Raw genomic sequence first — 23,846 nt, 5'->3', positions numbered from 1 at the left:
GCCGCCGCCGAAGGGCGAGGGCCAGCTCAGCCCGACAGCACGTCGCGCCATTCGGGATTGCGCTGGCTCTGGGCGCGGAAGAACGGGCACAGCGGAAAGATCTTCCAGCCGCCGGCGCGGGCGGCGGCGACGGCGAATTCGGCCAGCGCCTGGCCGGCGCCCTGGCCACGCATCGAATCAGGCACGCCGGTGTGGTCGATGATGATCAAGTCCGGCGAGGCGCGCGAAAACGTCATTTCGGCCATCGCCCCATCCTTCTGCAGGGAGTAACGCCCGCCCGTCGGCCCGTCTTCGGTTTGAATCGTCATCGCCGGCTCCGTTTGCGTTGGCCTTCCGCCCAAGCTATGCAGGAAACCGCAGGGTTTCAACTCATGGGGATCGGTCCGCGCCAGGAACCGGACCGGCCCGCCTCGCCGGTGCGGTTCAGTCATGCCGGTCACACCGTCGCCTGTTCCGGAGTGTTTGTCTTGAAGCTGCTTCTGTTGATTTCGCTGGTTCTGGCGCCGTTCTGCCTGGCGCTCGGAATCGTGCTGCCGCTGGCCCGCTTCGAAACGCTGTATGTGTTTGACCAGTCGCCGTCTCTCGTGGCCATCATCGTCAATCTGGCGAGCGATCAGGACTGGGTGCTGGCGGCAATCGTTCTCGTGGTGTCGATCATTTTTCCGCTGTTGAAAATGCTGGTGATGGTGGCCCGTGCCCTCGACATGGTGCCGGCAGGGGGGCGGGCGGGCAGGGCGCTGCCGCATCTGGCGCGGTGGTCGCTGATGGATGTGCTGCTGGTGGCCATCGTCATCGTCGCCGCCAAGACCGGCGGCATCGCCAGCGCGCTGTCGCAATCGGGTTTGTGGTTCTACGCCGGATCGGCCGTGCTGGCCGTCATTGCCCATACGCTGCTTGACCGGGTCGGCCCGGCGGCATCGCGGACGCCGCGGGACCCGGCCCGCCTCGCCCCACAGGCGGTCGCGCCGGATCGCCCGGCGGACTGACGGGTTTCAGGCGCGCGGCCGGACGGCGCGGGCGCAATCACCCGGTCATGCGGGCGGGGCCGCATGATATGTTCCTTGCTTGGAACGGGCGACGTGCTTTCGCTCCGGGCCGTGACGCATGTCGCGATCCCGAAACCGCTGCCGAGTTCGGGCGACGTGATTGATTGTGGGGGGAAGTCTCAGTGGCGGTATTGCTGGATGCGCGTGGTGCGCAGGCCGGCGAGACCGTGATCGGAAATGGAGGACTGCCAGGACAGGAACTCCTCGACCGTCAGCGTGTAGCGGTCGCAGGCCTCCTCGAGGCTCAGAAGCCCGCCGCGGACGGCGGCGACGACTTCGGCCTTGCGGCGAATGACCCAACGGCGGGTGTTGGGGGGCGGAAGATCAGCAATGGTCAGCGGGCTCCCGTCGGGGCCGATTACATATTTGACGCGTGGTCGTACCATCTCGGTCATTGGACTCTCTTACATACTCAAGACCTATTGCAGGCAGACTAGCGCGTGGGATTTAAAATTTGCCTAAGGACCTCCTAAGGTTTCAGTAAGGATTTGGCACAGCTTGCCGATTTCAGCCGGACAGCTTGGCGCTTGCGACCGCGGATGTCGACCGGCCTTGTTGTCGCCCGGCAAACTCCCTATAATTGCCGCACTGCAAGGGCAGTCCATCAACCGCTTGATCAGCGCCTTGAACGCTGTTGAATGACGGGGAACACAGTGAACAGTCTCGATATCGATAAGTCGCCGCGCGACACCCGCGTCGTCGTCGCCATGTCCGGCGGGGTCGACAGCTCGGTCGTCGCCGGCCTGCTCAAGCGCGAGGGCTACGACGTGCTCGGCGTGACGCTGCAGCTCTACGACCATGGCGCCGCCGTGCACCGGGCCGGGTCCTGCTGCGCCGGCCAGGACATCGACGATGCGCGCCGCGTCTCGGAGACGCTCGGCATTCCGCATTATGTGCTCGATTACGAACAGCGGTTCCGCGAGGCGGTGATCAACCCCTTCGCCGAGAGCTATGTCGCGGGCGAAACCCCGATTCCCTGCGTGGCCTGCAACCAGACGGTCAAGTTCGCCGACCTGCTGGCGACCGCGCGCGATCTCGGCGCCGATGCGCTCGCCACCGGCCACTACATCCGCTCGCGGCCCAATCCGGCGCCGGGCCATCCCGGCCGACGCGCGCTCTACCGCCCGGTGGATGCGGCGCGCGACCAGAGCTACTTCCTCTTCGCCACCACCCAGGACCAGCTCGACTATCTGCGCTTTCCGCTCGGCGACCTCTCCAAGGCGCGCACCCGCGAGCTGGCCGAGGAGATGGGCCTGGTGGTGGCGCAGAAGGCCGACAGCCAGGACATCTGCTTCGTGCCGCAGGGCAAATATGCCGCGGTGATCGAGAAGATCCGGCCGAATTCGGCGTTGAGCGGCGAGATCGTCCACATCGACGGCCGCGTGCTGGGCGAGCACGAGGGCATCGTCCACTACACGATCGGCCAGCGCCGCGGCATCGGCGTCGCCGTCGGCGACCCGCTCTATGTGGTGCATCTCGACGCCCGCTCGCGCCGCGTCATCGTCGGCCCGCGCGAGGCGCTGGACACCAGGCAGCTGGTGCTGCGCGACGTCAACTGGCTGGGCGACGCGGAACTCGGCGCCATCGGCGCGGAAGGCCTGGCCTGCTTTGCCAAGGTGCGCTCGACGCGGCCGCCGGCGCCCGCCGTGCTGCGCGCCCGCGACGGCGTCGTCAGCGTCGAGTTGCTCGAGGGCGAGATGGGCGTCGCACCGGGCCAGGCCTGCGTGCTCTACTCGTCGGACGGCGAGGAGGCCCGTGTCTATGGCGGCGGCTTCATCTACCGCACCGAGCGCTCGCCCGAGGCGCAAGCGATGCTGACCCGGCTGCTCCGGCCCGCCGCCGCCTGAGCGGCGCGGCCGCGGTTTTCGTCGATCGGAATGGAAGCCGCGCGTCAGTCGTGGCGCACGGTGCCCTGCGACAGGATCTCGATCACCGCCAGGCCTTCCGAAACCGGTGTGCGGGGCGCCGCACCCGTGGCGATGCAATCGAGAAAATGCCGGCACTCGCGGGTGAGCGGCATGCCATCCTCGATGCCGACATAGTCGGGATCGACCATCTCCGACTGCCAGCCGGCCTCGTCCTCCCACAGCTTGTGGCGGTAGAGCGCGAGCTTCTCGGCCCACGGCGCCATGTCGTCGAACACCGCCATCGCCTTCGAGCCGATGACGGTGAGCCGTCGCTCGCGATAGGGATTGAGCCGCGAGGTGAAGACATGGCCGCGGATGCCGCCGGGAAACTGCAGGTGCAGATGGGCGAAATCGCTCAGCCGGTTGAGCATCGCCGAGCCCTCGCCATGGACCTGGTCGGGCCGCTCGCCGGTGATGGCGAGAATGAGCGACAGGTCGTGGGGGGCGATGTCCCACAGCGCATCGTTCTCGGCGTGGAACTTGCCGAGCCCGACGCGGTGGGAATGGATATAGCGCACGGCGCCGAGTTCGCCTGCGCCGATGAGTTCCATCAGCCGCTCGAAGGCGGGGTGGAAGCGCAGCACGTGGCCGGTCATGGCGACGACGCCGGCGCGGGCTGCGGCGTCCACCACCCGGCGGGCGTCGGAGACCGAGAGCGCGATCGGCTTTTCGACCAGCACATGCTTGCCGCCCTCCAGCGCCTCGATGGCCGCATCGGCGTGATGGTGCGGCGGCAGCGCCAGCACGATGCCGTCGATGGCCGGGTCGGCGATCATCTCCTCAAGGCTGAGCACGGGCACCTGATGGGTTGCGGCGAGGGTCGCGGCGCGGTCGGCGTGGCGGTCGCCGACGGCGGCGAGCGCGCCGAGGCCCGACAGCGTGCGGGCATGGTTGGAGCCCCAGTAGCCGCAGCCGACGACGCCGATCAAGGGAATTTTGGTCTGGCTCATGTCAGGCGGGTCCGTTGCTGGCGGGCGCGCGGCGGCAGCGCCGCGGCTCCGGGGAAAGACTGCGCGCGGCCGGCCGGCGGCTGAGAGCCGCGCCTGCCGTCCCCGCGGGGATGGGCGAGGAGTACAAGCCGCGGCCGGCGGAGGCAAGCGCCGACTGCGACAAACCGCGGCCCCGGCCGGGCCGGGATGTGCGGGAGGGGGCGGGGGCGGGCTGCGCATGCTTGACAGCGTGGCGCCCGAGCGAATGTGCGGAGCACGACTGCAGGTCCGGGCGGCGCGCGAACAACCCCCTCACCTGCAATTTCTAGCGCTTAACTGCGTTAAGACGCTGAAATTGCTTCCTCTCCCAGCAGGGAGAGGGGCGCGCGCGGGTTCCGGCTGTGCTTCATTTTCGTCATCCTCGGGCTTGTCCCGAGGATCCGGAGGAGCCCGCCCCGAAACCAATGGACCAGCGGGAAAACCGACGGTTCAGCAGATCCTCGGGACAAGCCCGAGGATGACGCCGATGGGGGCGGTGGAAAATGCCGGAGAGGGCCGACGATGACGCCGGAGAGGGGGCTTGCCAAGCTGTAGATTTTGTTGGTGAGGGGGTCGGAGGCATCCGAAACATCGCTTGCCTGCTGCTGCGCAGTTGCACTATGGCGCTGAAATCGCGTCCTTTCATCTTCGCCGATGGGCCACCCAACGATGTGCGAAGGCCGCCGAGCGGCCGGGGCAGGGCATGAGGAGGCAGCGCTGGATATCCGGGGATTGGCCCGGCGAGGGCGGGTCGCACGGATCAAATGAGAAGGGCGGACCGCGCCCGCATCGAGGCGGCCGCGCCGCAGCCCTTCAACCCGCCGATCCCGCGCCGGGTCGCGGCCCGGGCGGCAACGATCCCGGGGGCCGGGCGATTGTGCGGCTTTTCGCCAAAGGGCGCTTGACACCCCCGGCACCCCACCCTTATATGCCGCGAAATCGGTCGGGCGCTCGTGCGCCGGGCGGTTGCGGCGGGGTAGCTCAGCTGGTTAGAGCAGCGGAATCATAATCCGCGTGTCGGGGGTTCGAGTCCCTCTCCCGCTACCAAAATTTCTTAAGTATTGCAGATAGTTAGGTCTCGCGCGTCGCGGGGCAACTTGCACGTGAAGCGCCCGGGGTATCATTCTGGGTGACAAAGGCTTGGGCTTGGATGCGAGGGCCTGGGGTGGAGTTACTAGCTCTTTGGGCTGAAATTCCCCTTTTTGGAGGCTAGTTACGCAACCGAACCGATTTACAGGGTGAAATACAAATATTTGCAATGGACCGAAACCGCGGGGCTTCAGTTGTTGGTTACCGGCGATTCTTGGCCCGCTTATTGTTAGGCGAGCGCTTCATCCTAGCCAACTTTCGGGAATAAGCTTTTCACCGTCACGCCACTCGGCCACTTTGTACACATGCTCAAAGTCACCCCAGACGTCTTCGCCAGCATGGTCGAGAACAATGATTTGGATCCTTTGCGTGGCCTTAGCCATGACGCTTGAGAGGGCGTGAAAGATCTTCCGAACAGCTCGGATATCCTCATCCCTCCACTCGAAGTCTGTCGCCAAATCATCCCGCTCAACGAGTGCGCGTGGAAAGTAGACTTGGCTTGGCTGGTCGAACACAAGGAATGATGGGACCGGGTGATGTGGGGTCTTCAAGAAGAACACGTGCAGCGCAAGCAGAGTAGCGACGTGGTAAGCTAGCCAATTCGCACCGCTACCGATTTCCCAGAGATATGCTTCTTTCCCATCGTCGACGACTTGCACCGTGAGCTCGCGGATCATCAGACGAATAGGATTATCTGGATTCTCAGCGTCTAGGTATTTTACCAGCCTCATCGCCTCAGCGTCGACTTCTGAAAGTGCGTTGCGTAATCTGCGTGCTATCTCGCTGTCAGAGACTCCCCCTCGTAATTCTTCGATGCGTTCCTTCAGGGAGTTAACCTCCTCGCGCAGCGGGCCAGTCTGATCAGCGCGGTCGTAGACGGTCAACGCTTGAGTTAGTCGCCCAAGGAAACGCGAAATATCTTCGCTGCGCTTTAGTTCAGCATGTACTTCCTCAGACCTCTTCTCGAGTTCACGTATTTCTTGTCGGGTTTCATTCAGTCGACTAAACTCGGCCTCAGCGGCTGCCCTTTCACGGATCAATTCCTTATCCATACGGTCCGATAATAACGGCTGAGAAGAGGCTTGGATTTCAACTTTTTCTAGTGCTTTGCAAAGCGTCTCTATCTGCCATCGTTGACTTGCCTCCAGTTTGGCAAGTTCGTCCTCGCCGCTTGGGTTGCCGAGGGTTCTAAGCCAGGTGGACAAGGAAAGGCGATCACGCTGAATACGCAAAGCGTCCCCGTAATGCTCGCTACTCTCAATCAGGCGCCGCATTTCGTTCAGATTACTGCGATGTTTGAACAGGCGCTTTGAGGAATCAGTCTCTTCGCGTCTCAGAACTTCAAGGTGTTCCAGTGCTTGTGACATTCCCCGTAGGTCTGGCCTTGCTGCCGATTCTCGCTGTTCGCTTACTGACCTAAGGATTTCAACGGTGCTGTTCCAGTCGGAAGGTACTTCCTGGTCAGGTGATAACAGCCCGAATTCTTGCGCTTGTCTAAACCATGCACTCACTTCGGCTCGCCATGCATCGGTTGAACTGGACTCCGCTAAGAGCCGTGCTTCTTTCCGGCGCAGTTCTTTCGTGAGCCGATCGATTTCGTACCTGGCTAACAGAACGTCCACTGTCACCGCCCCTAGCACATAGGGAAACATGGTCTTAAGCTTCTCTCGGTGCTCAGTTGTATCTGCTTTGAAAAACAGTACGTCAGGGTTCGCAACGACGTTTTGTGGTTGAAACGTAAAAGCCATTAGGTCACGAAATGATGGTCTCGTCTTGAACGAATTCTCACTTCCCGGCTCGAAACCAAGGTTGGAAAGCCCGGCCAACCGATCTAGGTCTCGTTTTAAGTGGGATCTATCCCTGTTCTTGCCGGGTACTGCATGTGGAATCTCTACATAAGAACCTTCAAGGACGAAGAAGTCATCTGTGCTCTTTTGCTCTCCTGGCTCTCGTCTGGCGATCAATATTTGACCTTGGACTGTGTTCACCACAACCCCAAACCAAGCCGAAGATTTTCGAATGACTCCGACTGGAATGGAACAGCCATCGGAGCCAAGGCAGTAGTCTACAATCGGAATAATCGCCGACTTGCCTGTCTTTGACGCTCCTGTAATAACATTGATTTTTCCTACTTGAAAATTGAGCTCGCGAGGAGTCGCTCCCGATTTAGGCCAGATAATCAGTTTGGAAATTTGAAAATACATTTCATAGACTCACGTTGAGAGCGCGCACCACATCGGTGGTATCAAACTGTGAAAACCATATTCCGAGTTTTCGCGAAGCTGTCCCTACCTTCTTTGCTCTGTCAGGCACTTTGACTTTTGGGAGTAAGTCAGGAGACGTCGAACGGATAGTCGCAGCTTCGTAATATGGCGTGATCAGTCCTCTGGAAATGCCGAGCACGAGAGAGTTCAAGCTGAGTTCCCGCATGGCCAATGCTCGTTGATGAATAGAAAGCAACTCTTCGCGGTTCTCACTGATTTTTTGCACAAGCTTCCCCAGGCCGGAACTTTCGAATGTCGAAGAAATGCGCGCTAGAGTTCTTGCATGAAAGACCATTGGTATAACCAAGAAGACCAGAGGGATCGGAGCTAGGTCGGCATCGCCCTCTTGGTGACCCAAGCCAAACTGCCAAAGCGCGTATGCCCCCAAAGCGGGATTCTGGGTGATCTCGAGCTCTGAATAGTGTTGATCAAATTCAAGCAATTACTTACCTTCTTCCAAGATGGACTTGTGGTCGGGATGCCAACCGATCCGAAGCTGATCCGATAGGTCATGGAAGGAACCCGGTGCGAAGTGGTCAGGTACATCTTGGCCAGCGAGTTTCGTCTTGGTCCGAAGGCAAAGTCTTAGTAACTGTCTCCCTTTGGCCTCAGCTGGAGAGGCCGAAAGTACGTCTTCTATCTCACCTCTGTTCAAATCGAAGGTGCGGACCAATGTCGTTTCCCAATCAAATAGATCACTTTGCACGATGTCACCCTCTTCCGCCCAGATAGTCTTATCTGCAGACGCCCTAAGGTAGTCTGCTACTGCGCGGACTTCTTGGTCTTGACCGATGCCGATGATCTCAAGTTGGCGAACAAAAACTGGGCGCTGCGAGTGAACGCTGACCACAGCCGCAGTAGTGGGTTCCGCGGATACGCTTGCCAAGTAATTTGGAAGATTCAGGCGAGCAGCAAAGAGCTGGATTTCCTTCCTGAAAGAGTTTGCGTCGACGATACCTTCACCGCCCGACTTGATGAGTGCATTGGCCTTTTCACGCGCGAGACCTATGGCGTAGTTTGTTAGCCTTTGCTTGGTTTCTTTACTGTAGGTTGGTCCCCAAAGATTCTCTACTGAATGCTCGGGGCGCGCGTGGACACTCTCTATCGACACCCTAGCCACAAATTCAGAAAACTCTTTTTCATCGAGCCCTAAAAAGGCTTCGACGTACTTATTGCAATTGGGTTGCCGTGTTAGCGCATCCCTTCTTTCGCGGACCAGTTTCTCTAATTCCTTGGCGCTCTGTTCGTCGTTCGTTGTGTGAATGGAAACTGCGATCTCGCCAGATTGAGACGGTGTTACGTATAGTCGAAATTGTGTGCGATGTAGATCAATGGCACCGCTTTCAATGTCGGCTATCCAGTTTCCAATCGTTTTCCAGAGATCGTTGGACCAGTCGGAAAGCGCATTGTGTTTTGTCGCGCTTTTGACCTGTTCAAGAATTTTGTCACCATTTGCAAAGCGAACAGAAACATCGTCCTCGCCTTCCATAACGACTTGAGCGTCGTCGGCGGAAACGAGCAGGTGATAGCAAAAACGAGCTTCTTGCTCGGAGTATCCAAGATACTGTCCGGCGGCCTTGTGCGTTGAAGTTTTGCTTGCCACGTTCATTTTGCGTCAAAGAATTCCTATTCTTCTGTCACGGTAGCAGGTCATAAAGAGTTCGTACAAGGCCGCTGGTACATATCACATATTTCAACTAAAAATAGAGCGGACCTCCTTTTCCCCAGCCGAACCCTTAACCCAGCTCCACGGTGCGCGGGGCTTGTGCAGCTTTGCCAGTTCGGGGTGCTTCTTTGGGTCACGGGCAGCAGCACGCAGGCGTTCGCGGGCCTCGCGCGGGTCAATCTTCAGTTCGGTGCAAAGCTGCTTGAGGGTGATGATGTCGGACATGATCGTCTCCTTTTAGTTGGACGATCTATCCAATAAGACGACCACAAAGGGCTTGTCAGGGAAAATCCTAGATCATTCGGTTGCCTCGGACACAGACGCAAGCAGTCTTGCTGGATCGGCACCGATAGCCCGCGCAAATGCGATGAACTCGATTACGTCGATGCGTCGGTTCTCCGAACCGTCGGCAACTGAGTCGCGCCTGCCCAGAAAAGATTGCCTATCGTTCAGCCTCCTCACACCGCATGATGCAGTCCGCGAGCAAGCGGGGGATGCCGAGGTCGGGCGGCAGTCGACGCCGAAATCAATGGGCCTCAGCTGCCGCACCCAGAAAGCGCTTGATTTAAATGCCTCGTTAGGCGAGCTTGCCCTCACACGGCGGGCCGATTGGGGAATGTCGTCTCAATAGGCTCGAAATGATGATTCGCACGTTCCTGGCGAGTGCCGCCATAGCTGTGGTTTCCGTTGTGCCGGCCCATGCCATGCAGATTTTCGTCAAGACGCCGACGGGCAAGACGATAACCCTGGATGTCGAGGGGTCGGACAGCATTCAGTCCGTCAAATCCAAAATCCAGGAAAAGGACGGCATTCCTCCGGACCAACAGCTGCTGATCTTTGCCGGTGAGCAACTGGAAGACGGCCGCACATTGGCCGACTACAACATCCAGAAGGAGTCGACGCTGCACTTGCTCCTGGCCCCTGCTGCAAGCTCGAGCGGCATTGCCGACGCAAGCGCAGTGGCGCAACTGCAGTCGGTTACAAGCGCGGTCGGGGCGAGAGTCGTGTCGCGAATCGGAGCGACGCCCGTCGCCGACCCAGCGTCGGTTTCCAGTTCGGATGCCGAGACCGATTGGGTTGTCTGGGCAAGTTCCTCCGCCCTCCGGTTCTCCGGAGACGATGACGGAAACGGCGGCAATGTCACTCTGGGCGCGGATACCAGCATCAGCGCCAACGCTGTGGCCGGTTTCTACGTGGCCTATGACTGGACCAAGCTCATCGAAGGCGGGCAAGACAGCACCGCCAGGGCCCCTGCGGTTGGTGTCTACCTGGGCGCCAGACTGGCCGACCGTTTTGTTCTGGATGCCCATTTCGGCGTTGCGAGACCCGACTACGAGGTCGCGGGCTCGTCATTCGACAGCGAGCGAATGATGGGCTCGGTTGGCTTCTCCGGTTCATGGGAAACGGAGATGGTCACGTTTGCGCCGGGCGTCAGGATCAGTGGGTATGACGAAACCCTCCCCGCGCACAGCGAAGGTTCAAACAGCTTTGAAGCCGACGACAGGCAGTACTGGTCCGTCGAGGCGAGCATGCGCGCTTCGGCAAACGCCGGGATAGGCAATACCGATCTCAAACCCTATCTGCAAATTGCGGGTGGCAGGGCCGGCCAAAGGTCCACCCTGGAAGGCAAGCAGTCTTTCGGCACGGCCCGGGGAGCCTTGGGCCTTGCCGGTGCGCTCGGGCAGGGATTGTTTTCCCTCGAAATTTCCAGTGGCGATGCTCTTGCGGACACAACAATCAGTCAGATCTCGGCGAGTTATGCCATCCGCTTCTAGAGATTTCCAGAGGACGTGACTTTCATTGTGTCGCGGAAATGTGCAAGAAATCGACAGCTTAGCGCGGTTCTTCGCCCTGAAGACCAGCAGATCGATCATCACCGAGCCTGAAGCGATTTGCTCACGGACAGGTCGTCGCGAATCTGAAACACCGGTGGAATTCAGGTCGAGACCGGCAGCGCGCGTTGTTTGCGGCGGGTACGCATCACCATGTTCAACCTGTTACTGACGTGAGTTCGGCAACCGCGTCTCGTCGTCCTTTGGCAGAAAGAGCCCCGGCATGGACCAGTTGGGCGTCTCGCCCGCGAAGCGCTCGAAGAAACCCACGGCCATGTCGATGTCCTCTTGAGTGTTCTCTCGAAAGGACCACCAGGTCCGCAGGTCGGCGAGCTCAGGGGTTGTGTCCTTGACCAGTGAAAAGTCCTGCTCAATGACGGCCTCCCGGACCGCGAGGCAGAAGGTGACGTACAAATAGCCCTCTGGCCAGAATTTTGCCGGCACAGTCTGATCGGAGGGACTGGCAACCGGAGCGACCGACACCGGAGCGTACCGCACCAGCTCGCGCAGCATCAGTCCGGCGGCAAAGGTCACATATTCCAGCCTGTGCTCCTTGGCCTTGTATTTCTGCGCTTCAAATGCGCGGAACCAGGCGGTGAAAGCCGACATCAAGTGTGCCTCGTTGAGGATGAAACTCCGCTTCGTTTCATCTTCGACCGTGCCAAGAAAATCCCGAAAGGCGGCAACGAACCAGCGTGCCCGGCGAATTGTCTTGCGCACAGGAAGATCGCGCTTTTCCAGGACATGCAGTGCGTCCTTCATCTCAGATCCTCTCCGCTGTCGCCAGCAGAACGGATTCGAGCTTTTGCTGATCCCGCCAATGGGACTGACAGGCCGCGAGACAATCGGCAGCGAGCCAGCCGGCGATCTTCACCAGTTCGGCTTCCGAAATCCCGTCCTCCTGGTGATCGGCGAGAAGCCAGACCATCACAGCCACGCAGATCCGGAGGCGTTCGTCACTCGACAGATCATCGCCGCTCTGCACAAGCCCCGGAGCCACGCCAAACGGCGCCCGATCAAAGAGAGCATGCAAAAGAGCTGCGGCTCGAAACGGTTGAGGCTCCGCATCGTGCCAGCACATCGCGAGCATCGTCTCGCTGACCAGGAGATCGCTCTTCTGGACGGCGTCAAGCAAAACCCGTGTACAAAAATGCGCAGCCGCGGCGATGTCCAGCGCGGATGCATCCGCGCCACGCAGCGCCGCCGCGGACCTGAGTATGACCGTCCTTTCGGGCGCTCGCCCTTTCAACGACGCGGGCCAGCTCGATCGGCCTGCCTGACCCATGTCCTTCAATGCATCGCGCAAAGGACCGGGCAGAAACGCCAGAGCGGGAGCGAGAATGGCACGCGGGAGGGAGGTCTTCTGGCGCAAGCCCCTGACGAGGTCGCGCAAAGGCAACTCCAGTTCTCGTGGGTCGGGATGCGGAACAGACATCTTCAAGGGCCCTTCTTTCGTGAGAACCCATCATAGGCGCGAACTCGCGTCTTTTCCATGAATGAAAGTGTGGTTTCGAGATCCCTGAGCACGGCCTGCGATCCCAGCCCCAACGCATTCTGGGCAGAGCTGGCCTGGCCGAGCCGGATACAGTCCTCGATGGATTTGCCCAGGTGAAGCCCCGTCGCAAAACCAGCATTGAAACAGTCGCCGCAGCCGCAGGTGCAGACCGGGTCGATGTCATAGGATGGTATGTCGATTCTGTTTCCCCTGGCGTCCCGATACATTGCGCCGTCGGCGCCGAGCGTCAGGATCACAGCGCCGACGCCATGATCGAGCAGAAAGCTCGCAATGTCCTCGAAATCAGACAGGCCCGACAGCGCAGCGGCCTCCTCCTCCGAAGGCATGAAGAAGTCGGTATGGGGCAGAAGCGGCTTGATCAAGGCCAGATCGGCAGCGGTCGAGGCGAACACATCCAGCGTCGTGGTGGAGCCGCGTCTCCTGGCTTCCCTGAGGATCTCGGCATTCCTGCCCTGATCCATCGCGTCCATCAGCCCGACTCCGCCGATGTGCAGGATCTTCGTGTCGAGAACGCGGTCCATCTGGGCATCGTCGACATAGAAGCCGGCGGTCGCTCCACGCTTGTGCAGCGCCGGCCGCGCGCCGTCCGGCCGAGTCGTGACTATGCTCGACGAGGTCGCGAATCCTTCGCAGCGCTGGACCAGGACGCGGTCCACGCCAAAATCGTCTAGCCGTCGCAGAACCCAGTCACCCATGAGGTCATGGCCAACGCCACCGACCGCCTGCACACTCAGACCATGCTTCGCCGCCACAATGGAGGCGGACCCGGCCGCGCCGGAGACGGCCAGGGCGAAGTCGTCGACGAACAGTGTACCGCCGCCGGGGGGCAGGTCATTCACCGGCCGACAGAGCGCGTCAAAGGTGTAGAACCCCACGGCAGTGTAATCGAACGTCATCTGGTCCTCGCAAGGCAAGCGCGGCGCCGGTCAGCGAAGGCGTTGACCGGTTTCGGAATCGAAGAGGTAAATGCGCGCCGGGTCAAATGCCACCGTTTCCGGCACGCCCAGTTCCGAGCGGTAGCTTCGATCCGCCTTTACCTCGATCAGTTTCTCGCCCGCCTTGATTGTCAGATAGGTGATGTCACCGGTTGGCTCAACACCGTAGACGTCGCCCTTGAGCTGCGTGCTGTGGCCGCCCACGGTGCAGTCCTCCGGGCGGATTCCGAGCGTAACCTTGCCGTTTCGCGGCAATGTCAGTCCGGCGATGTCGATCCCGGGCGCCGTGAACCTGCCGTCCTGCAGATCACCCTCGACCAGGTTCATCGGCGGAGAGCCGATAAAGCCTGCCACAAAGGTGTTGGCCGGATCATTGTAGATCTCGTCGGGCGTGCCGATCTGCTGGATCAGGCCTGCCTGCATGATGACGATCCTGTCCGCCAGGGTCATGGCTTCGATCTGGTCGTGCGTGACGTAAACCGTGGTGATCCGCAACTGCCGCTGAATGTGCTTGATCTGGACCCGCATGGCCTGACGGAGCTTTGCGTCGAGATTGGACAAGGGCTCATCCATCAGGAAGACCTGCGGCTGGCGGACGATGGCACGCGCGAGAGCGGCGCGCTGGCGCTGACCACCCGACAGGGCGCCCGGCTTGCGGTCGAGATAGTCGCTCAGTTCGACCAGATCCGCAGCACGCCTGACCAATGTGTCATGCTCGGCCTTGTCGACTCCCCGCATCCGCAGGGGAAACCGTATATTCTCGTAGATCGACATGTTGGGATAGAGCGCATATCCCTGAAAGACCATCGCCACATCCCGGTCCCGGGCATCGATTCCGTTCATGAGTTCGCCGTCCATGCGGATTTCGCCTTCGCTCGGATCCTCCAGACCCGCGATCATCCGCATCGTCGTCGTCTTGCCGCAGCCAGAAGGTCCGAGGAAGACGATGAATTCCTCATCCGCGATGTCTATGTTGACATCCCTCACGCCCCAGATCGCGCCCCACCTTTTCTGAATGCCCGTAAGTTCAATTCTCGCCATTTTCTATCCTTTCACTGCGCCCATGGTCAGACCGCGCGACAGGTGTTTCTGTATGGCGACAACCACCAGGAAAACCGGCACAAAGGCGAGGAAGGCAACAAGTGCGATTGCGTTGTAAATCAAGCCATCCGATCCGCCGGTGAAATTCGCCAGCGCTACCGACATGGTGTAGGCCTTGGGCGTCGACGCGATCAGAAGCGTGAAGAGAAACTCGTTGATCGCGAAAATCATGGCGATCACCGAAGCTGTAATGATTCCCGGCAGGATCGCCGGAATGATGATTTCCCATAAAATCCGCAGATCGCCGGCGCCGTCGGTCCGTGCGGCGTCCTCAAGCTCCTTGGGAATGTCGAGCATGTAGGAACGGATGATCCACGTCACAAAGGACAGGTTGATTGCGGCATAGACCAGCATCAATGCCCAGACCGTGTCCAGCAAGCCGACATTCCTGAACAGGAAGAAGATCGGGATTGCGACGATTGCCGGGGCCATCATGCGCGTCGACAGAATGTAGAAGCCGATATCGTCTCTGCCCCGGTAGGTGTAGCGAGCCAGCGAATAGGCCGCTGGAATTGCGAGGACGAGATCGATGATCACCGAGCCGAAGATAGCCGCGACCGAGTTGCGCAGGTACTTCGCCATCGGCCAGTCTTCCCAGATCATATGCCAGGCATCAAGCGAGAAACTCGGCCAGTAGATGGGTTGCGGTGTGATGATTTCCGTTCGAGGACGAAGCCCGATGGACAGGAACCACAGCACCGGAGCCAGGCAGAACAAGGCCCAGGCTCCGAGGATCGCATAACGCAGCAGCAGGCTTTCGCCTCGGGAATTCTTGCGTTGGGAGGCCATGGGTCAGCTCCTCGCCGAGATAAAGGCGCGCTTCACGACAAGCTGCGCAACAATGACGGTGATCACCAGCATGACCACCGAGGCGGAAGAGGCATAGCCGAAATCAAAGAACTTGAAGCCGGTTCGGTAGATGAAATAGCTGATGGTTTCCGTGCCGAAGGCTGGTCCGCCCTTGGTGATGATGAAGACATTGGTGAACATGGTGGTGATGTCGATGGCGCGCAGGATGAGAGCAACCGCAATCACCGGCTTCATCATCGGCAGTGATATGTTCCAGAAAATGGCATACCAGGATGCGCCGTCGAGCCGTGCAGCTTCCTCGACCTCTTCGTCCTGACCCTGCAGGGCGGCGACGAAGATGATGAAGAGGAACGGCGTCCATTGCCAGACATCGGCCAGAATCAGGATCCCGCGGCTCATCCAGATTGACGACTGATAGGCAATGTTGCCGTCAATCAGGCCGACCCTCATCAGAAGATCGGCAAAGACGCGGGCGTCGAGAAACGACAATTTGTAGATGAATGCCACTGCCGATGGCATGAACAGCATCGGAACCAGGAAGATGATCCGCCATCCTTTGACCCAGGGGTCGCGATAGGCATAGAACGCAACCGCAAGAGCCAGAACGCATTGGAGGACCAGTGAAAACGAGCCGATCACCAGGGTGTTCCAGATTGCTCCCCAGAATTGGTGATCCTGGAACAGGCGTGCGTAGTTGGCCAGACCGACAGGCTGCCATGGTCCGAACTTCACCTGATGGAAGCTCTGTATGACAGCATATACGCCGGGATAGAGCGTGATCAGCATGAGGTAAAGGACCGCGGGCGCCACCAGCAGATAGGGGAACCACGCCTTGAGGCGCTTGCTTCGCCGCCTTGCTCTCTGATGCGTCGGCGCTCCCGGGGCGACCATGGTCGCCCCGGTGTCCGACAGGGAGGATTTGCTCACAGTGAGATCCTGTCTGTCTGTTGTTGGTCCGGTCAGAACGGAAGGGCTTTGCCCTCGCCGACATAGAGCCCGGGTGCGGCTTCGGCGTAGTCGACCGGATCCTTGCCCTGATAGAAGCCGTTGCTCGCCATGATCGCCTTGACGGCCGTTGCGGCGTTGTCGAGGGCTTCCTTGGCCGTGATCTGGCCGACGACGGCCCGGTTGATTTCGTTGCCGATGGCCTGCTCGATCGGAAAAGCTCCCGGCAAACGCGGCGAACACCATGCGTGCTCAAGCGAATCGGCCCAGACTTTGGCTGGCTGGGAAACGGCTTGCAGGTTCGGGTTCTGCAGCACCGACTTGTATCCCGGCGCGACGCCGTTGGCATTGGCTTCGTTCATGGCCATGATCGAGCCCGTGGTGAGGAAGGCGAGCATGAGAAATGCTCCTTCCGCGTTCTGGGCTGATGCAGCGACACAGGAGGTGGATCCTGCGATGTTCGGCGGCGCGAAGCGGCCACCGGCGATGCGGGGCTCGTAGATGGTGACGAAGTCGTCGACGATCTGCGACTGGTCCGGACGCATGGCCTGTGTGCCCGAATCCTGCCAACTGATGTTGGTGGCGACCTGACCACCCAGCCAGGCGGCACGGTTCTCCGGCCATCCTGCGCCCGCAAAGCCTTCATTGGCGTTCTTGGAGAGTTCGAGAATGATCTCGAGGCCCTTCATGCCGGCATCGCCGTTGAAGATCGGCTCCCAGTTTTCGTTGAACAGCATCATGCCGGCCTGGGCCGATACATGCTCCCAGGTGTAGGTCGACCAGAAGCCAGGTGCCGCCATCAGACCGATGCCGGAGACGCCCGGCTCAACCTTGTTGAGCTCGCGCGAAACACGGATGAGTTCGTCGTAGGTGGGGATCGAATTCACGCGGTCGACTTCGCCGCCCAGGAGCTTCTCCATGTAGCCCTTGCGGACATGAACCATCTGAACGTCGCAGTCGAACGGGATGCCGTACATCTTGCCGTTGAAGAAGCCGTAATTCATCCGGTAGGTGTCATAGAAATCGTCGAGCGGCAACTTCCACTTGTCGGCGAAACCATCCAGTTCGTGGAGGAAGCCGGGCGCGGCAAAATCTCCGAGCCAGGGAGAGAAGAACTGCAGCGCGTCGAAGGACGCGTTGCCGGAGATGAATTCGGCCAGCGCCTTGTCGTAGAAGCTGTCATCCGGGATCGGAACCAGCTCGACCTTGATGCCGGAAAGTTTCTCGAACGGCACAAGGCCCTCAGCCGCGGATTCCGCGTCGGCGGCGCCAACTGCGAAGCGAACGGTGGTGCCCGAAAGCTCGCTGCGGACGGCTTCCCAGTCTACGGTCCGGATCCAGTCCTTGCTGTTGTCCCAGATCGGCTTGTCGTCAGACATTCCGTAGAGTTTCTGATAGTCCTTGCGCACGTATTTCGAGATGGAAATATCGTCGAGCACGCTTTGCGGATCTGGAAGATTGGACGCCGCGAGCAGTGGAGTGCCCCACGTGGTGCCGGCGATCGCAATTCCAGTCGCTGTGCTGTTTCGCAGAAAAGTGCGTCGTGAGAGCTTGCCTCTGAATTCCATTAGGTTCTCCTCCCTAGTTTTCGCTTGAGTGCCCGGATCGCAATCTCCCCGGGATTACGTATTAGGCAGTTGCGGTCTTTTGGCAATGCCAGAACATTTGAGTTCATAAATTTAAGTTTGTTCATTTTTTTCGGCAAGTCAACCAAAAAGCGCCGATCAATATGTACAATTGAGTTGACACTTGAACGAAAGTTCACGATGCTCCGCGCAGCAATTGCACAGCGGAAGGTGAATGAAATGGGGTCAAACATAGCACTGACGGGACTGGCCAGGGATCTCGCGGTGCGGGCAAGCAGCGGCAAGCCTGTGCGAATTGGCCTGATTGGTTCAGGCGAAATGGGAACCGATATCGTCACGCGTGCATCCATGATGGACGGGGTCGACGTTGCGGCAATTGCTGAGATCAATCCCGCGGCGGCGCACCGGGCGGTGGCGATTGCACGACGAGCGGAAGGGTACAGCCAGGACGCAAACACGGCCGACGCTCTGAATGCGGCAATCGAGAGCGGCAAGATCGCGATCGCCGACAACGCCGAGGCAATCTTGCAGTCGGGCCTGATCGACGTCGTCATCGACGCGACCGGCGTACCGGCGGTTGGCGCCGAAATCGGCTTGCGCGCCATGGAGCACGGCAAGCATCTGGTGATGATGAATGTTGAGGCCGATGTCACCATCGGATCCTATCTACGGCGCGAGGCAGAGCGGCTGGGAGTGGTTTACAGCCTGGGTGCCGGCGACGAGCCGTCGTCCTGCATGGAGTTGATCGAATTCGTTTCGGCCATGGGTCACAAGATCATCTGCGCCGGGAAGGGCAAGAACAACCCGCTCAACATCGATGCGACCCCTGATGCCTATGAGGCCGAAGCCCTGCAGCGCCATATGAATCCGCGCCTGCTGGTCGAGTTCGTCGACGGTTCGAAGACCATGGTGGAAATGTCCGCCATCGCCAACGCCACCGGCCTGATACCGGATTGCGATGGCATGCATGGCCCTGCCGCGGGTCCGAAAGATCTGGCCAAGATGCTGATCCCTGAAAAGGACGGCGGGCTGCTGAAAGGGGTCGGCCGGGTCGACTATTCGATCGGCAAAGGCGTTTCTCCCGGTGTGTTCGTCATTATCGAAGCGGAGCACCCGCGCATCCGCGAGCGCCTGACCGACCTGAAGATGGGCGATGGGCCCTATTTCGAATTCATACGTCCCTATCATCTGACCTCGCTGGAAGTGCCGCTGACCTGCGCCCGCGCCGTGCTTTACGGCAAGGCCGACATGGTTCCACTCGACAGGCCTGTCGCCGAGGTGGCGGCAGTGGCCAAGCGCGATCTCAAGCCGGGCGAAAGGCTCGATCAGATCGGCGAATACACCTATCGCGCATGGGCGATGGAAGTTTCCCGCGCGCGGGCGGCGCTCGCGCACCCGGCCGGACTTCTGACCGGCGCAACGGTGATTGCGCCGATCCGCAAGGGTGAATTGATCACGGCTCTTAACGTAACCCTGCCAAACGCAAAGATTGTCGAGCTCCGCCGCCGCCAGGATGAGATGCTCTATGGAAAAGTCGCGGCCAATGTCTGAAGTCAACATCCCCTATGCCATCCGTGCCTACAGCCCGGAGGCCCTGAAAGCCGCGTTGCGCAAGATGATCCTGATCCGCAAATTCGAGGAGGGCGCGGAAGACTGCTATACCCGCGGTCTGATCCACGGAACCATGCATCTGTCGATCGGGCAGGAAGCCTCCGCGGTCGGATCGTGCATGTCGCTGAGCGATGAGGACAAGATCACCTCGACCCACCGCGGCCATGGCCACTGCATTGCCAAGAATGCCGATCTTGGAAAGATGTTCGCCGAGTTCTTTGGCAAGGATACCGGCTATTGCCGGGGGCGGGGCGGCTCGATGCACATCGCCGACGTGGCGAAGGGCAATCTCGGCGCCAACGGCATTGTCGGCGGGGGTCTTCCGATCGCCGTGGGCGCAGCTCTGTCGGCCAAACGCCTGGGGACGGGAGCAGTGACGATCTGTTTCTTTGGCGACGGCGCCAACAATGAGGGGGCTTTCCATGAAGCGTTGAACATGGCTGCGGTCTGGAAGCTTCCGGTGGTCTTTGTCTGCGAGAACAACAAATACGGCATGTCGACCTCCACGGAAAGATCGACGGCGGTCAAGAACATAGCCGAGCGAGCGGCTGCCTATTCCATGCCGGGCGTGACGGTCGACGGCAATGACTTCTCTGCCGTGAGTGAAGCCGTCGACACCGCCGTGACTCATGCACGGGCCGGCAACGGTCCGAGTCTTGTCGAAAACCTGACCTATCGGTGGCGGGGACATTCCAAGTCCGACCGCAATCGCTACCGCACCAAGGAGGAAATCAGCGACTGGATGGAACGCGATCCGATCCTGCAAATGACCGAATTGCTTCTCTCCCACAAGGTCATCTCGGAAGCCGAGGTCGAGACGCTGCAGGCCGAAACCACGCAAGTGATCAAGGACGCGATCGAGTTCGCGGCAGCAAGTCCGGCGCCGGAAATCGAGGATGCCATCCGTTTCGTCTACAACGAAGGGACCGCGGCATGAGCGCTGACAGCAGAGAGGAACTGCGGGAACTCTCCTACGCGGAGGCTATCCGCGAGGCGATGGACATCGCTCTTGGGCGCGACGAGCGCGTAATTCTGATGGGCGAAGACATCGGGGTATATGGCGGTGCCTTCCAGGTGACCGGCAATCTGGTCGAGAAATACGGCACGGACCGGGTAATGGACACGCCGATCTCCGAGCTTGGCGGCGCCGGCGTGGCCGTCGGGGCTGCCCTGACTGGGCTGAGGCCGATCTTCGAATTTCAGTTCTCGGATTTCGCCGCCCTGGCGATGGAGCAGATCGTCAATCAGGCGGCCAAGATCCGCTACATGCTTGGCGGCGCCGTTTCGGTTCCGCTGGTGATGCGGTTTCCTGCCGGATCGGGAACCGGGGCCGCTGCGCAGCATTCGCAAAGCCTTGAGGCGTGGTTTGGTCATGTTCCCGGCCTCAAGGTCATTCAGCCGTCGACGCCGGAAGATGCCAAGGGCATGCTGCTGGCGGCCCTGGAGGACCCCGATCCGGTGATGATCTTCGAGCACAAGATCCTCTACAAGATGAAGGGCCATGTTCCCGAGGGTTACTATACAACGCCGATCGGCAAGGCCGCGATCCGCCGGCCTGGCACCGATGTCTCCATCGTTGCCACGTCCTTGATGGTGCACAAGGCATTGGCCGCGGCGGAAACGCTCGCCGGCGAGGGCATTGATGTCGAAGTGATCGATCTTCGCACCGTGCGGCCGATGGACCGCGAGACAATTCTGGCGTCCGTGCGCAAAACCGGAAAATTGATCTGCGTCTATGAGGGCGTCAAGACTTTGGGTGTGGGCGCAGAAATATCGGCCATGGTTGCCGAGAGCGACGCCTTCGATTTCCTCGAGGCGCCCATCCTTCGTCTGGGCGGGGCGGAAAGCCCAATTCCCTACAATCCCGAGCTGGAGAAGGCTGTGGTGCCGCAGGTGCCTGACATTCTGGAAGCCGCTCGCAACATCGCAAAAGGCCGTGTCTGATGCCTGTTGAAGTCATCATGCCCAAAGTCGACATGGATATGGCCAGCGGCAAGATCACCGTTTGGCATGTCGCGGCGGGCGACAGGGTTGGCCAGGGTGATCCGCTCTTCGATATCGAGACGGACAAGGCTGCCATGGAGGTCGAAGCCGCCGCGAGCGGATATCTGCATCATCGGGTTGCCGAAGGCACCGATGTACCAATCGGTCAGCCGGTGGCCTGGATCTATGCCGAGGGCGAGGATGTCGGCGCCCCGCCCGAAGCTGCGGCACGGTCGGCCGCCGGCACGGCAGCCGAAGCGGGGCCGGGACCTGCATCCGAGCGGGCAGCAGAGACAGTTCCTGCGCCGGAGCCGCACGCGAAAACCCGCGCCACGCCATTGGCCCGCCATCTGGCCGCCAAGGCCGGGCTCGACATCGGTGAAATTGCGGGCAGTGGACCTCGCGGCCGGGTTCAGGCCGAGGATGTGCGTGGCGAGCTGCACCAGCCTCCGCCTTCGAAGGGTGCGGCACCGGCGGGCTTCACCGCAGAGAACGGGCCCTTGGCAGTCTCCCGGAGCATAGGTGGGGCCGGAACGCCGATCATCCTGCTTCATGGCTTTGCCAGTGATGCAAAATCCTGGGGGCCTCTGGAACGCCACCTTGGCGACCATCCCATCATACGCATCGAACTGCCGGCCCACGGAAAGTCTCCCAAGCTTCGCATATCCGGGTTTGCCGATCTCGTGTGTGAAGTGCGGCGCGCCTTCGACAAGCTCGATCTCGGCTCGGCGCACCTGATTGGCCATAGTCTTGGCGCCGCCGTTGCCCTCGCCATCGCCGACACCCGGCCCAAAACTGTGTCCTCCCTGACACTTCTGGCTCCCGCCGGCCTTGGCCCCGATATCAATGGTGCGGCGCTTGCCGGACTCGGCAACGCCACGCGCCCCGAAAGCCTGGGGCCCTGGCTGAAGCTGATGGTTTGTAATGAGCGGTTGATCTCGGACGGATATGTCCGCGCGGCAATGTCCGCGCGTGCCGATGCCGGCTTGCGCAGTGCTCAAAGCGCTCTCGCGGATGCGGTCTTTCCCGATGGCGTGCAGGCTTTTGACCTGAAATCCGCATTGGACCGGATCGAGGTGCCGACGCGAATCGTCTGGGGCAAGCAAGACCGGATCATTCCCTGGCAGCACGCGCTGAGGGCTCCGGGCCGGGTCAGCCTGCACCTGTTCGACAATGTCGGGCACATTCCGCAATTCGAAATTCCCGACGAGGTTGGAAAACTCCTGCGCGCCCATCTATGATGGCTGAGAAATACGATTATCAGTGCGGGAATTTTTCATGTCATCAGTCTCACCGACAAATGCAGCAGCCGGCCGCGGCAAACCGGTGACCGATCCGCAAGGCCAATTGCGGGTCCGGGCTGCGTGGCTCTACTATATTGAGGGCCTGACCCAGTCGGACGTGGCGGATCGGCTCGGGGTCAACCGCATCATGGTCACTCGGCTGCTGTCAGAAGCCCGCAAACGCGGCGAAGTCGTGATCAGGATCAAATCGAAACTCGGACCCTTGGTCGAAGCCCAGATCCAGCTCGAGGAAGCGTTTGGACTGGCCAAGGCAATTGTTGCGCCATTCCCTGATGACGACGGCGATCCGACACGGGTCATCGCTGCGGCTGCAGGCGAATATATTTCGAGTCTGATGCGCAACAACGTAACCATTGGCGTCGGATGGGGGCGAACGCTCCACACCATGCTCCCCTATGTCGAGGGCCGCAGCCTCGAGGGCGCCAAGGTGGTGTCGCTGCTTGGCGGGATCGCTCAGGCACGCCGCTTCAATCCGGCAGAATTCGCCTGGCAGTTTGCTGAGCTGTTTGACGCAGAGGGCTTTCTGATCCCCGCGCCGGCGATCGTCGATTCCCCCCAGACCAAGCATGCTCTGCTTGAACATTGTGGCCTCGACCACATCATGGGCATGGCCGAAACCTGCGATGTCGTTCTATTGTCCTGCGGCGGAATCTCGACTTTGACAACATCCTACCGAACCGGCCATGTTTCGGAAGCCGAACGCATGTCTCTCATCGAGGCAGGGGCGGTGGGGGATGTCCTGTACAACTTTCTTGACAAGGACGGACAGCCGGTTCCCCACCCGGTCAATGAGCGCTGCATCTCCGTTTCCGTCGATCGCCTGTCGCGCCTTTCGAACAAGGTGTTGATTTCCGGCGGTATAGAGAAAACGCACATCATCCAGGCAACCTTGAAATCGGTGAAGCCAAACACTCTCGTCACCGATGAGGCCACAGCCAGGCGCCTGCTGGCGGGTGATCATTGAGAGCTTGCGGCCGCGGAGCCGAGGCCTTGTCGGCACACGCCCGGATGTCGGCGATGCCGCCACAAACCTGATCTTGAAACGGGGAGAGAAAGAGTGGAAATGCCGCCACGCGAGTGATCAATGGCTCAAGCCCAGCCCGACGTTATCTTCGGCGAGCGCTTCATCCGAACCACGGCGGCGTGATGCTCAACAGACCGGCCACAAACAAACAACTGACAGTCCTGGTCTGCCTCGCAGTTGTCTCTCGTTCACAACGACAGGACTTGAAAATGTTCGGTGCCGGTGCCGGCTGGTCCCTGCGATCTGCGCTCTTTCTGCC

22 protein-coding genes and 1 tRNA gene are annotated in these 23,846 nt (G+C 60.3%); 9 read left to right on the top strand and 14 right to left on the bottom strand.

The annotated features are described in order from the left end of the window. Positions 1–26: 26 nt before the first annotated feature. Entirely contained in the window at positions 27–308 is a 282-nt protein-coding gene (locus tag DFR52_RS22940) for a GNAT family N-acetyltransferase (protein ID WP_110034413.1), read from the bottom strand. Positions 309–467: 159 nt separating this feature from the next. Between DFR52_RS22940 and DFR52_RS22935 the strand changes: the two genes are divergently transcribed. Next, on the top strand, positions 468–986 hold the full coding sequence (locus DFR52_RS22935) for a paraquat-inducible protein A (protein ID WP_245415458.1): 519 nt from the start codon (positions 468–470) through the stop codon (positions 984–986). Between the two features lie 179 nt (positions 987–1,165). Here the strand turns inward: DFR52_RS22935 and sciP are convergent, their stop codons facing one another. After that, positions 1,166–1,441 carry a CtrA inhibitor SciP gene (gene sciP / locus DFR52_RS22930; RefSeq protein WP_110034412.1) on the bottom strand — a complete coding sequence of 92 codons (276 nt, stop codon included), beginning with the start codon at positions 1,439–1,441 and terminating at the stop codon, positions 1,166–1,168. Between the two features lie 258 nt (positions 1,442–1,699). Between sciP and mnmA the strand changes: the two genes are divergently transcribed. Continuing rightward, complete coding sequence (mnmA, locus tag DFR52_RS22925) at positions 1,700–2,893, top strand: tRNA 2-thiouridine(34) synthase MnmA (protein WP_110034431.1); 1,194 nt, start codon at positions 1,700–1,702, stop codon at positions 2,891–2,893. Between the two features lie 44 nt (positions 2,894–2,937). Here mnmA and DFR52_RS22920 read toward each other — a convergent pair whose 3' ends face one another. Further along, positions 2,938–3,903, bottom strand: a complete 966-nt coding sequence (locus DFR52_RS22920; protein WP_110034411.1) for a Gfo/Idh/MocA family protein — start codon at positions 3,901–3,903, stop codon at positions 2,938–2,940. Between the two features lie 988 nt (positions 3,904–4,891). Between DFR52_RS22920 and DFR52_RS22915 the strand changes: the two genes are divergently transcribed. Beyond that, positions 4,892–4,968 (top strand) — tRNA-Met (locus DFR52_RS22915). A gap of 284 nt (positions 4,969–5,252) precedes the next feature. Here DFR52_RS22915 and DFR52_RS22910 read toward each other — a convergent pair. From DFR52_RS22910 to DFR52_RS22900, 4 genes are all read right to left on the bottom strand, one after another. After that, positions 5,253–7,214, bottom strand: coding sequence for a DUF3732 domain-containing protein (locus DFR52_RS22910; protein WP_110034410.1), 1,962 nt, complete (start codon positions 7,212–7,214; stop codon positions 5,253–5,255). Position 7,215: 1 nt separating this feature from the next. Then, positions 7,216–7,716 (bottom strand): three component ABC system middle component, encoded by a 501-nt coding sequence (locus DFR52_RS24350; protein ID WP_146215657.1) that lies wholly within the window; start codon positions 7,714–7,716, stop codon positions 7,216–7,218. Continuing rightward, positions 7,717–8,883 carry an ABC-three component system protein gene (locus DFR52_RS22905; RefSeq protein WP_110034409.1) on the bottom strand — a complete coding sequence of 389 codons (1,167 nt, stop codon included), beginning with the start codon at positions 8,881–8,883 and terminating at the stop codon, positions 7,717–7,719. It lies immediately after the preceding gene. Positions 8,884–8,967: 84 nt separating this feature from the next. Further along, the gene (locus tag DFR52_RS22900) at positions 8,968–9,165 is read right to left on the bottom strand and encodes a hypothetical protein (protein ID WP_110034408.1); all 198 of its coding nucleotides are present in this window, start codon (positions 9,163–9,165) and stop codon (positions 8,968–8,970) included. Positions 9,166–9,581: 416 nt separating this feature from the next. On the opposite strand from DFR52_RS22900, the gene DFR52_RS22895 reads away from it, so the two are divergent. Continuing rightward, positions 9,582–10,715: a ubiquitin-like protein gene (locus tag DFR52_RS22895; RefSeq protein ID WP_146215656.1), complete on the top strand. Its 1,134-nt coding sequence runs from the start codon at positions 9,582–9,584 to the stop codon at positions 10,713–10,715. 222 nt (positions 10,716–10,937) lie between these two features. On the opposite strand, the gene DFR52_RS22890 is transcribed toward DFR52_RS22895, so the two are convergent. Genes DFR52_RS22890 through DFR52_RS22860 form a run of 7 tightly spaced genes read right to left on the bottom strand, consistent with a single transcriptional unit; the run spans position 10,938 to position 17,647 of the window. Further along, positions 10,938–11,534 carry a hypothetical protein gene (locus tag DFR52_RS22890; RefSeq protein ID WP_110034406.1) on the bottom strand — a complete coding sequence of 199 codons (597 nt, stop codon included), beginning with the start codon at positions 11,532–11,534 and terminating at the stop codon, positions 10,938–10,940. Position 11,535: 1 nt separating this feature from the next. Further along, positions 11,536–12,165 (bottom strand): hypothetical protein, encoded by a 630-nt coding sequence (locus DFR52_RS22885; RefSeq protein ID WP_110034405.1) that lies wholly within the window; start codon positions 12,163–12,165, stop codon positions 11,536–11,538. A gap of 44 nt (positions 12,166–12,209) precedes the next feature. Then, positions 12,210–13,184, bottom strand: a complete 975-nt coding sequence (locus tag DFR52_RS22880; RefSeq protein WP_110034404.1) for a carbohydrate kinase family protein — start codon at positions 13,182–13,184, stop codon at positions 12,210–12,212. A gap of 30 nt (positions 13,185–13,214) precedes the next feature. Continuing rightward, positions 13,215–14,264 carry an ABC transporter ATP-binding protein gene (locus DFR52_RS22875; protein ID WP_110034403.1) on the bottom strand — a complete coding sequence of 350 codons (1,050 nt, stop codon included), beginning with the start codon at positions 14,262–14,264 and terminating at the stop codon, positions 13,215–13,217. 3 nt (positions 14,265–14,267) lie between these two features. Then, on the bottom strand, positions 14,268–15,113 hold the full coding sequence (locus tag DFR52_RS22870; RefSeq protein WP_110034402.1) for a carbohydrate ABC transporter permease: 846 nt from the start codon (positions 15,111–15,113) through the stop codon (positions 14,268–14,270). Between the two features lie 3 nt (positions 15,114–15,116). Beyond that, the gene (locus tag DFR52_RS22865) at positions 15,117–16,061 is read right to left on the bottom strand and encodes a carbohydrate ABC transporter permease (protein ID WP_245415457.1); all 945 of its coding nucleotides are present in this window, start codon (positions 16,059–16,061) and stop codon (positions 15,117–15,119) included. A 32-nt stretch (positions 16,062–16,093) separates the two neighbouring features. After that, on the bottom strand, positions 16,094–17,647 hold the full coding sequence (locus tag DFR52_RS22860) for an ABC transporter substrate-binding protein (RefSeq protein WP_110034401.1): 1,554 nt from the start codon (positions 17,645–17,647) through the stop codon (positions 16,094–16,096). Positions 17,648–17,884: 237 nt separating this feature from the next. On the opposite strand from DFR52_RS22860, the gene DFR52_RS22855 reads away from it, so the two are divergent. The 5 genes from DFR52_RS22855 to DFR52_RS22835 are packed head-to-tail and all read left to right on the top strand — an operon-like array spanning position 17,885 to position 23,527. Next, positions 17,885–19,216, top strand: a complete 1,332-nt coding sequence (locus tag DFR52_RS22855) for an NAD(P)H-dependent oxidoreductase (protein WP_110034429.1) — start codon at positions 17,885–17,887, stop codon at positions 19,214–19,216. Continuing rightward, positions 19,209–20,213, top strand: a complete 1,005-nt coding sequence (locus DFR52_RS22850; RefSeq protein WP_110034400.1) for a thiamine pyrophosphate-dependent dehydrogenase E1 component subunit alpha — start codon at positions 19,209–19,211, stop codon at positions 20,211–20,213. The genes DFR52_RS22855 and DFR52_RS22850 overlap by 8 nt, the downstream gene beginning before the upstream one ends. Then, the gene (locus tag DFR52_RS22845) at positions 20,210–21,220 is read left to right on the top strand and encodes an alpha-ketoacid dehydrogenase subunit beta (RefSeq protein WP_110034399.1); all 1,011 of its coding nucleotides are present in this window, start codon (positions 20,210–20,212) and stop codon (positions 21,218–21,220) included. The genes DFR52_RS22850 and DFR52_RS22845 overlap by 4 nt, the downstream gene beginning before the upstream one ends. Next, the gene (locus DFR52_RS22840; RefSeq protein WP_110034398.1) at positions 21,220–22,500 is read left to right on the top strand and encodes an acetoin dehydrogenase dihydrolipoyllysine-residue acetyltransferase subunit; all 1,281 of its coding nucleotides are present in this window, start codon (positions 21,220–21,222) and stop codon (positions 22,498–22,500) included. The genes DFR52_RS22845 and DFR52_RS22840 overlap by 1 nt, the downstream gene beginning before the upstream one ends. Positions 22,501–22,537: 37 nt before the next feature. Then, positions 22,538–23,527, top strand: a complete 990-nt coding sequence (locus DFR52_RS22835) for a sugar-binding transcriptional regulator (RefSeq protein ID WP_110034397.1) — start codon at positions 22,538–22,540, stop codon at positions 23,525–23,527. The last annotated feature ends 319 nt before the right edge of the window (positions 23,528–23,846 follow it).

The sequence above is a fragment of the Hoeflea marina genome (genome assembly GCF_003182275.1).
In the GTDB taxonomy this organism is placed as follows: domain Bacteria; phylum Pseudomonadota; class Alphaproteobacteria; order Rhizobiales; family Rhizobiaceae; genus Hoeflea; species Hoeflea marina.
Note: the sequence above shows the minus strand (reverse complement) of the source record. Positions and strands in the feature narration are given on the sequence as shown.

Excerpts from the sequence above, each read along its gene's own strand:
- DFR52_RS22855 (WP_110034429.1), top strand. The coding sequence starts at position 17,885 with ATGGGGTCAAACATAGCACTGACGGGACTGGCCAGGGATCTCGCGGTG.
- DFR52_RS22880 (WP_110034404.1), bottom strand. The coding sequence starts at position 13,184 with ATGACGTTCGATTACACTGCCGTGGGGTTCTACACCTTTGACGCGCTC.
- DFR52_RS22835 (WP_110034397.1), top strand. The coding sequence starts at position 22,538 with ATGTCATCAGTCTCACCGACAAATGCAGCAGCCGGCCGCGGCAAACCG.
- DFR52_RS22890 (WP_110034406.1), bottom strand. The coding sequence starts at position 11,534 with ATGAAGGACGCACTGCATGTCCTGGAAAAGCGCGATCTTCCTGTGCGC.
- DFR52_RS22875 (WP_110034403.1), bottom strand. The coding sequence starts at position 14,264 with ATGGCGAGAATTGAACTTACGGGCATTCAGAAAAGGTGGGGCGCGATC.
- DFR52_RS22895 (WP_146215656.1), top strand. The coding sequence starts at position 9,582 with ATGATTCGCACGTTCCTGGCGAGTGCCGCCATAGCTGTGGTTTCCGTT.
- DFR52_RS22905 (WP_110034409.1), bottom strand. The coding sequence starts at position 8,883 with ATGAACGTGGCAAGCAAAACTTCAACGCACAAGGCCGCCGGACAGTAT.
- DFR52_RS22850 (WP_110034400.1), top strand. The coding sequence starts at position 19,209 with ATGTCTGAAGTCAACATCCCCTATGCCATCCGTGCCTACAGCCCGGAG.
- DFR52_RS22870 (WP_110034402.1), bottom strand. The coding sequence starts at position 15,113 with ATGGCCTCCCAACGCAAGAATTCCCGAGGCGAAAGCCTGCTGCTGCGT.
- sciP (WP_110034412.1), bottom strand. The coding sequence starts at position 1,441 with ATGACCGAGATGGTACGACCACGCGTCAAATATGTAATCGGCCCCGAC.
- DFR52_RS22860 (WP_110034401.1), bottom strand. The coding sequence starts at position 17,647 with ATGGAATTCAGAGGCAAGCTCTCACGACGCACTTTTCTGCGAAACAGC.
- DFR52_RS22940 (WP_110034413.1), bottom strand. The coding sequence starts at position 308 with ATGACGATTCAAACCGAAGACGGGCCGACGGGCGGGCGTTACTCCCTG.
- DFR52_RS22900 (WP_110034408.1), bottom strand. The coding sequence starts at position 9,165 with ATGTCCGACATCATCACCCTCAAGCAGCTTTGCACCGAACTGAAGATT.
- DFR52_RS22840 (WP_110034398.1), top strand. The coding sequence starts at position 21,220 with ATGCCTGTTGAAGTCATCATGCCCAAAGTCGACATGGATATGGCCAGC.
- DFR52_RS22845 (WP_110034399.1), top strand. The coding sequence starts at position 20,210 with ATGAGCGCTGACAGCAGAGAGGAACTGCGGGAACTCTCCTACGCGGAG.
- DFR52_RS22920 (WP_110034411.1), bottom strand. The coding sequence starts at position 3,903 with ATGAGCCAGACCAAAATTCCCTTGATCGGCGTCGTCGGCTGCGGCTAC.
- DFR52_RS22910 (WP_110034410.1), bottom strand. The coding sequence starts at position 7,214 with ATGTATTTTCAAATTTCCAAACTGATTATCTGGCCTAAATCGGGAGCG.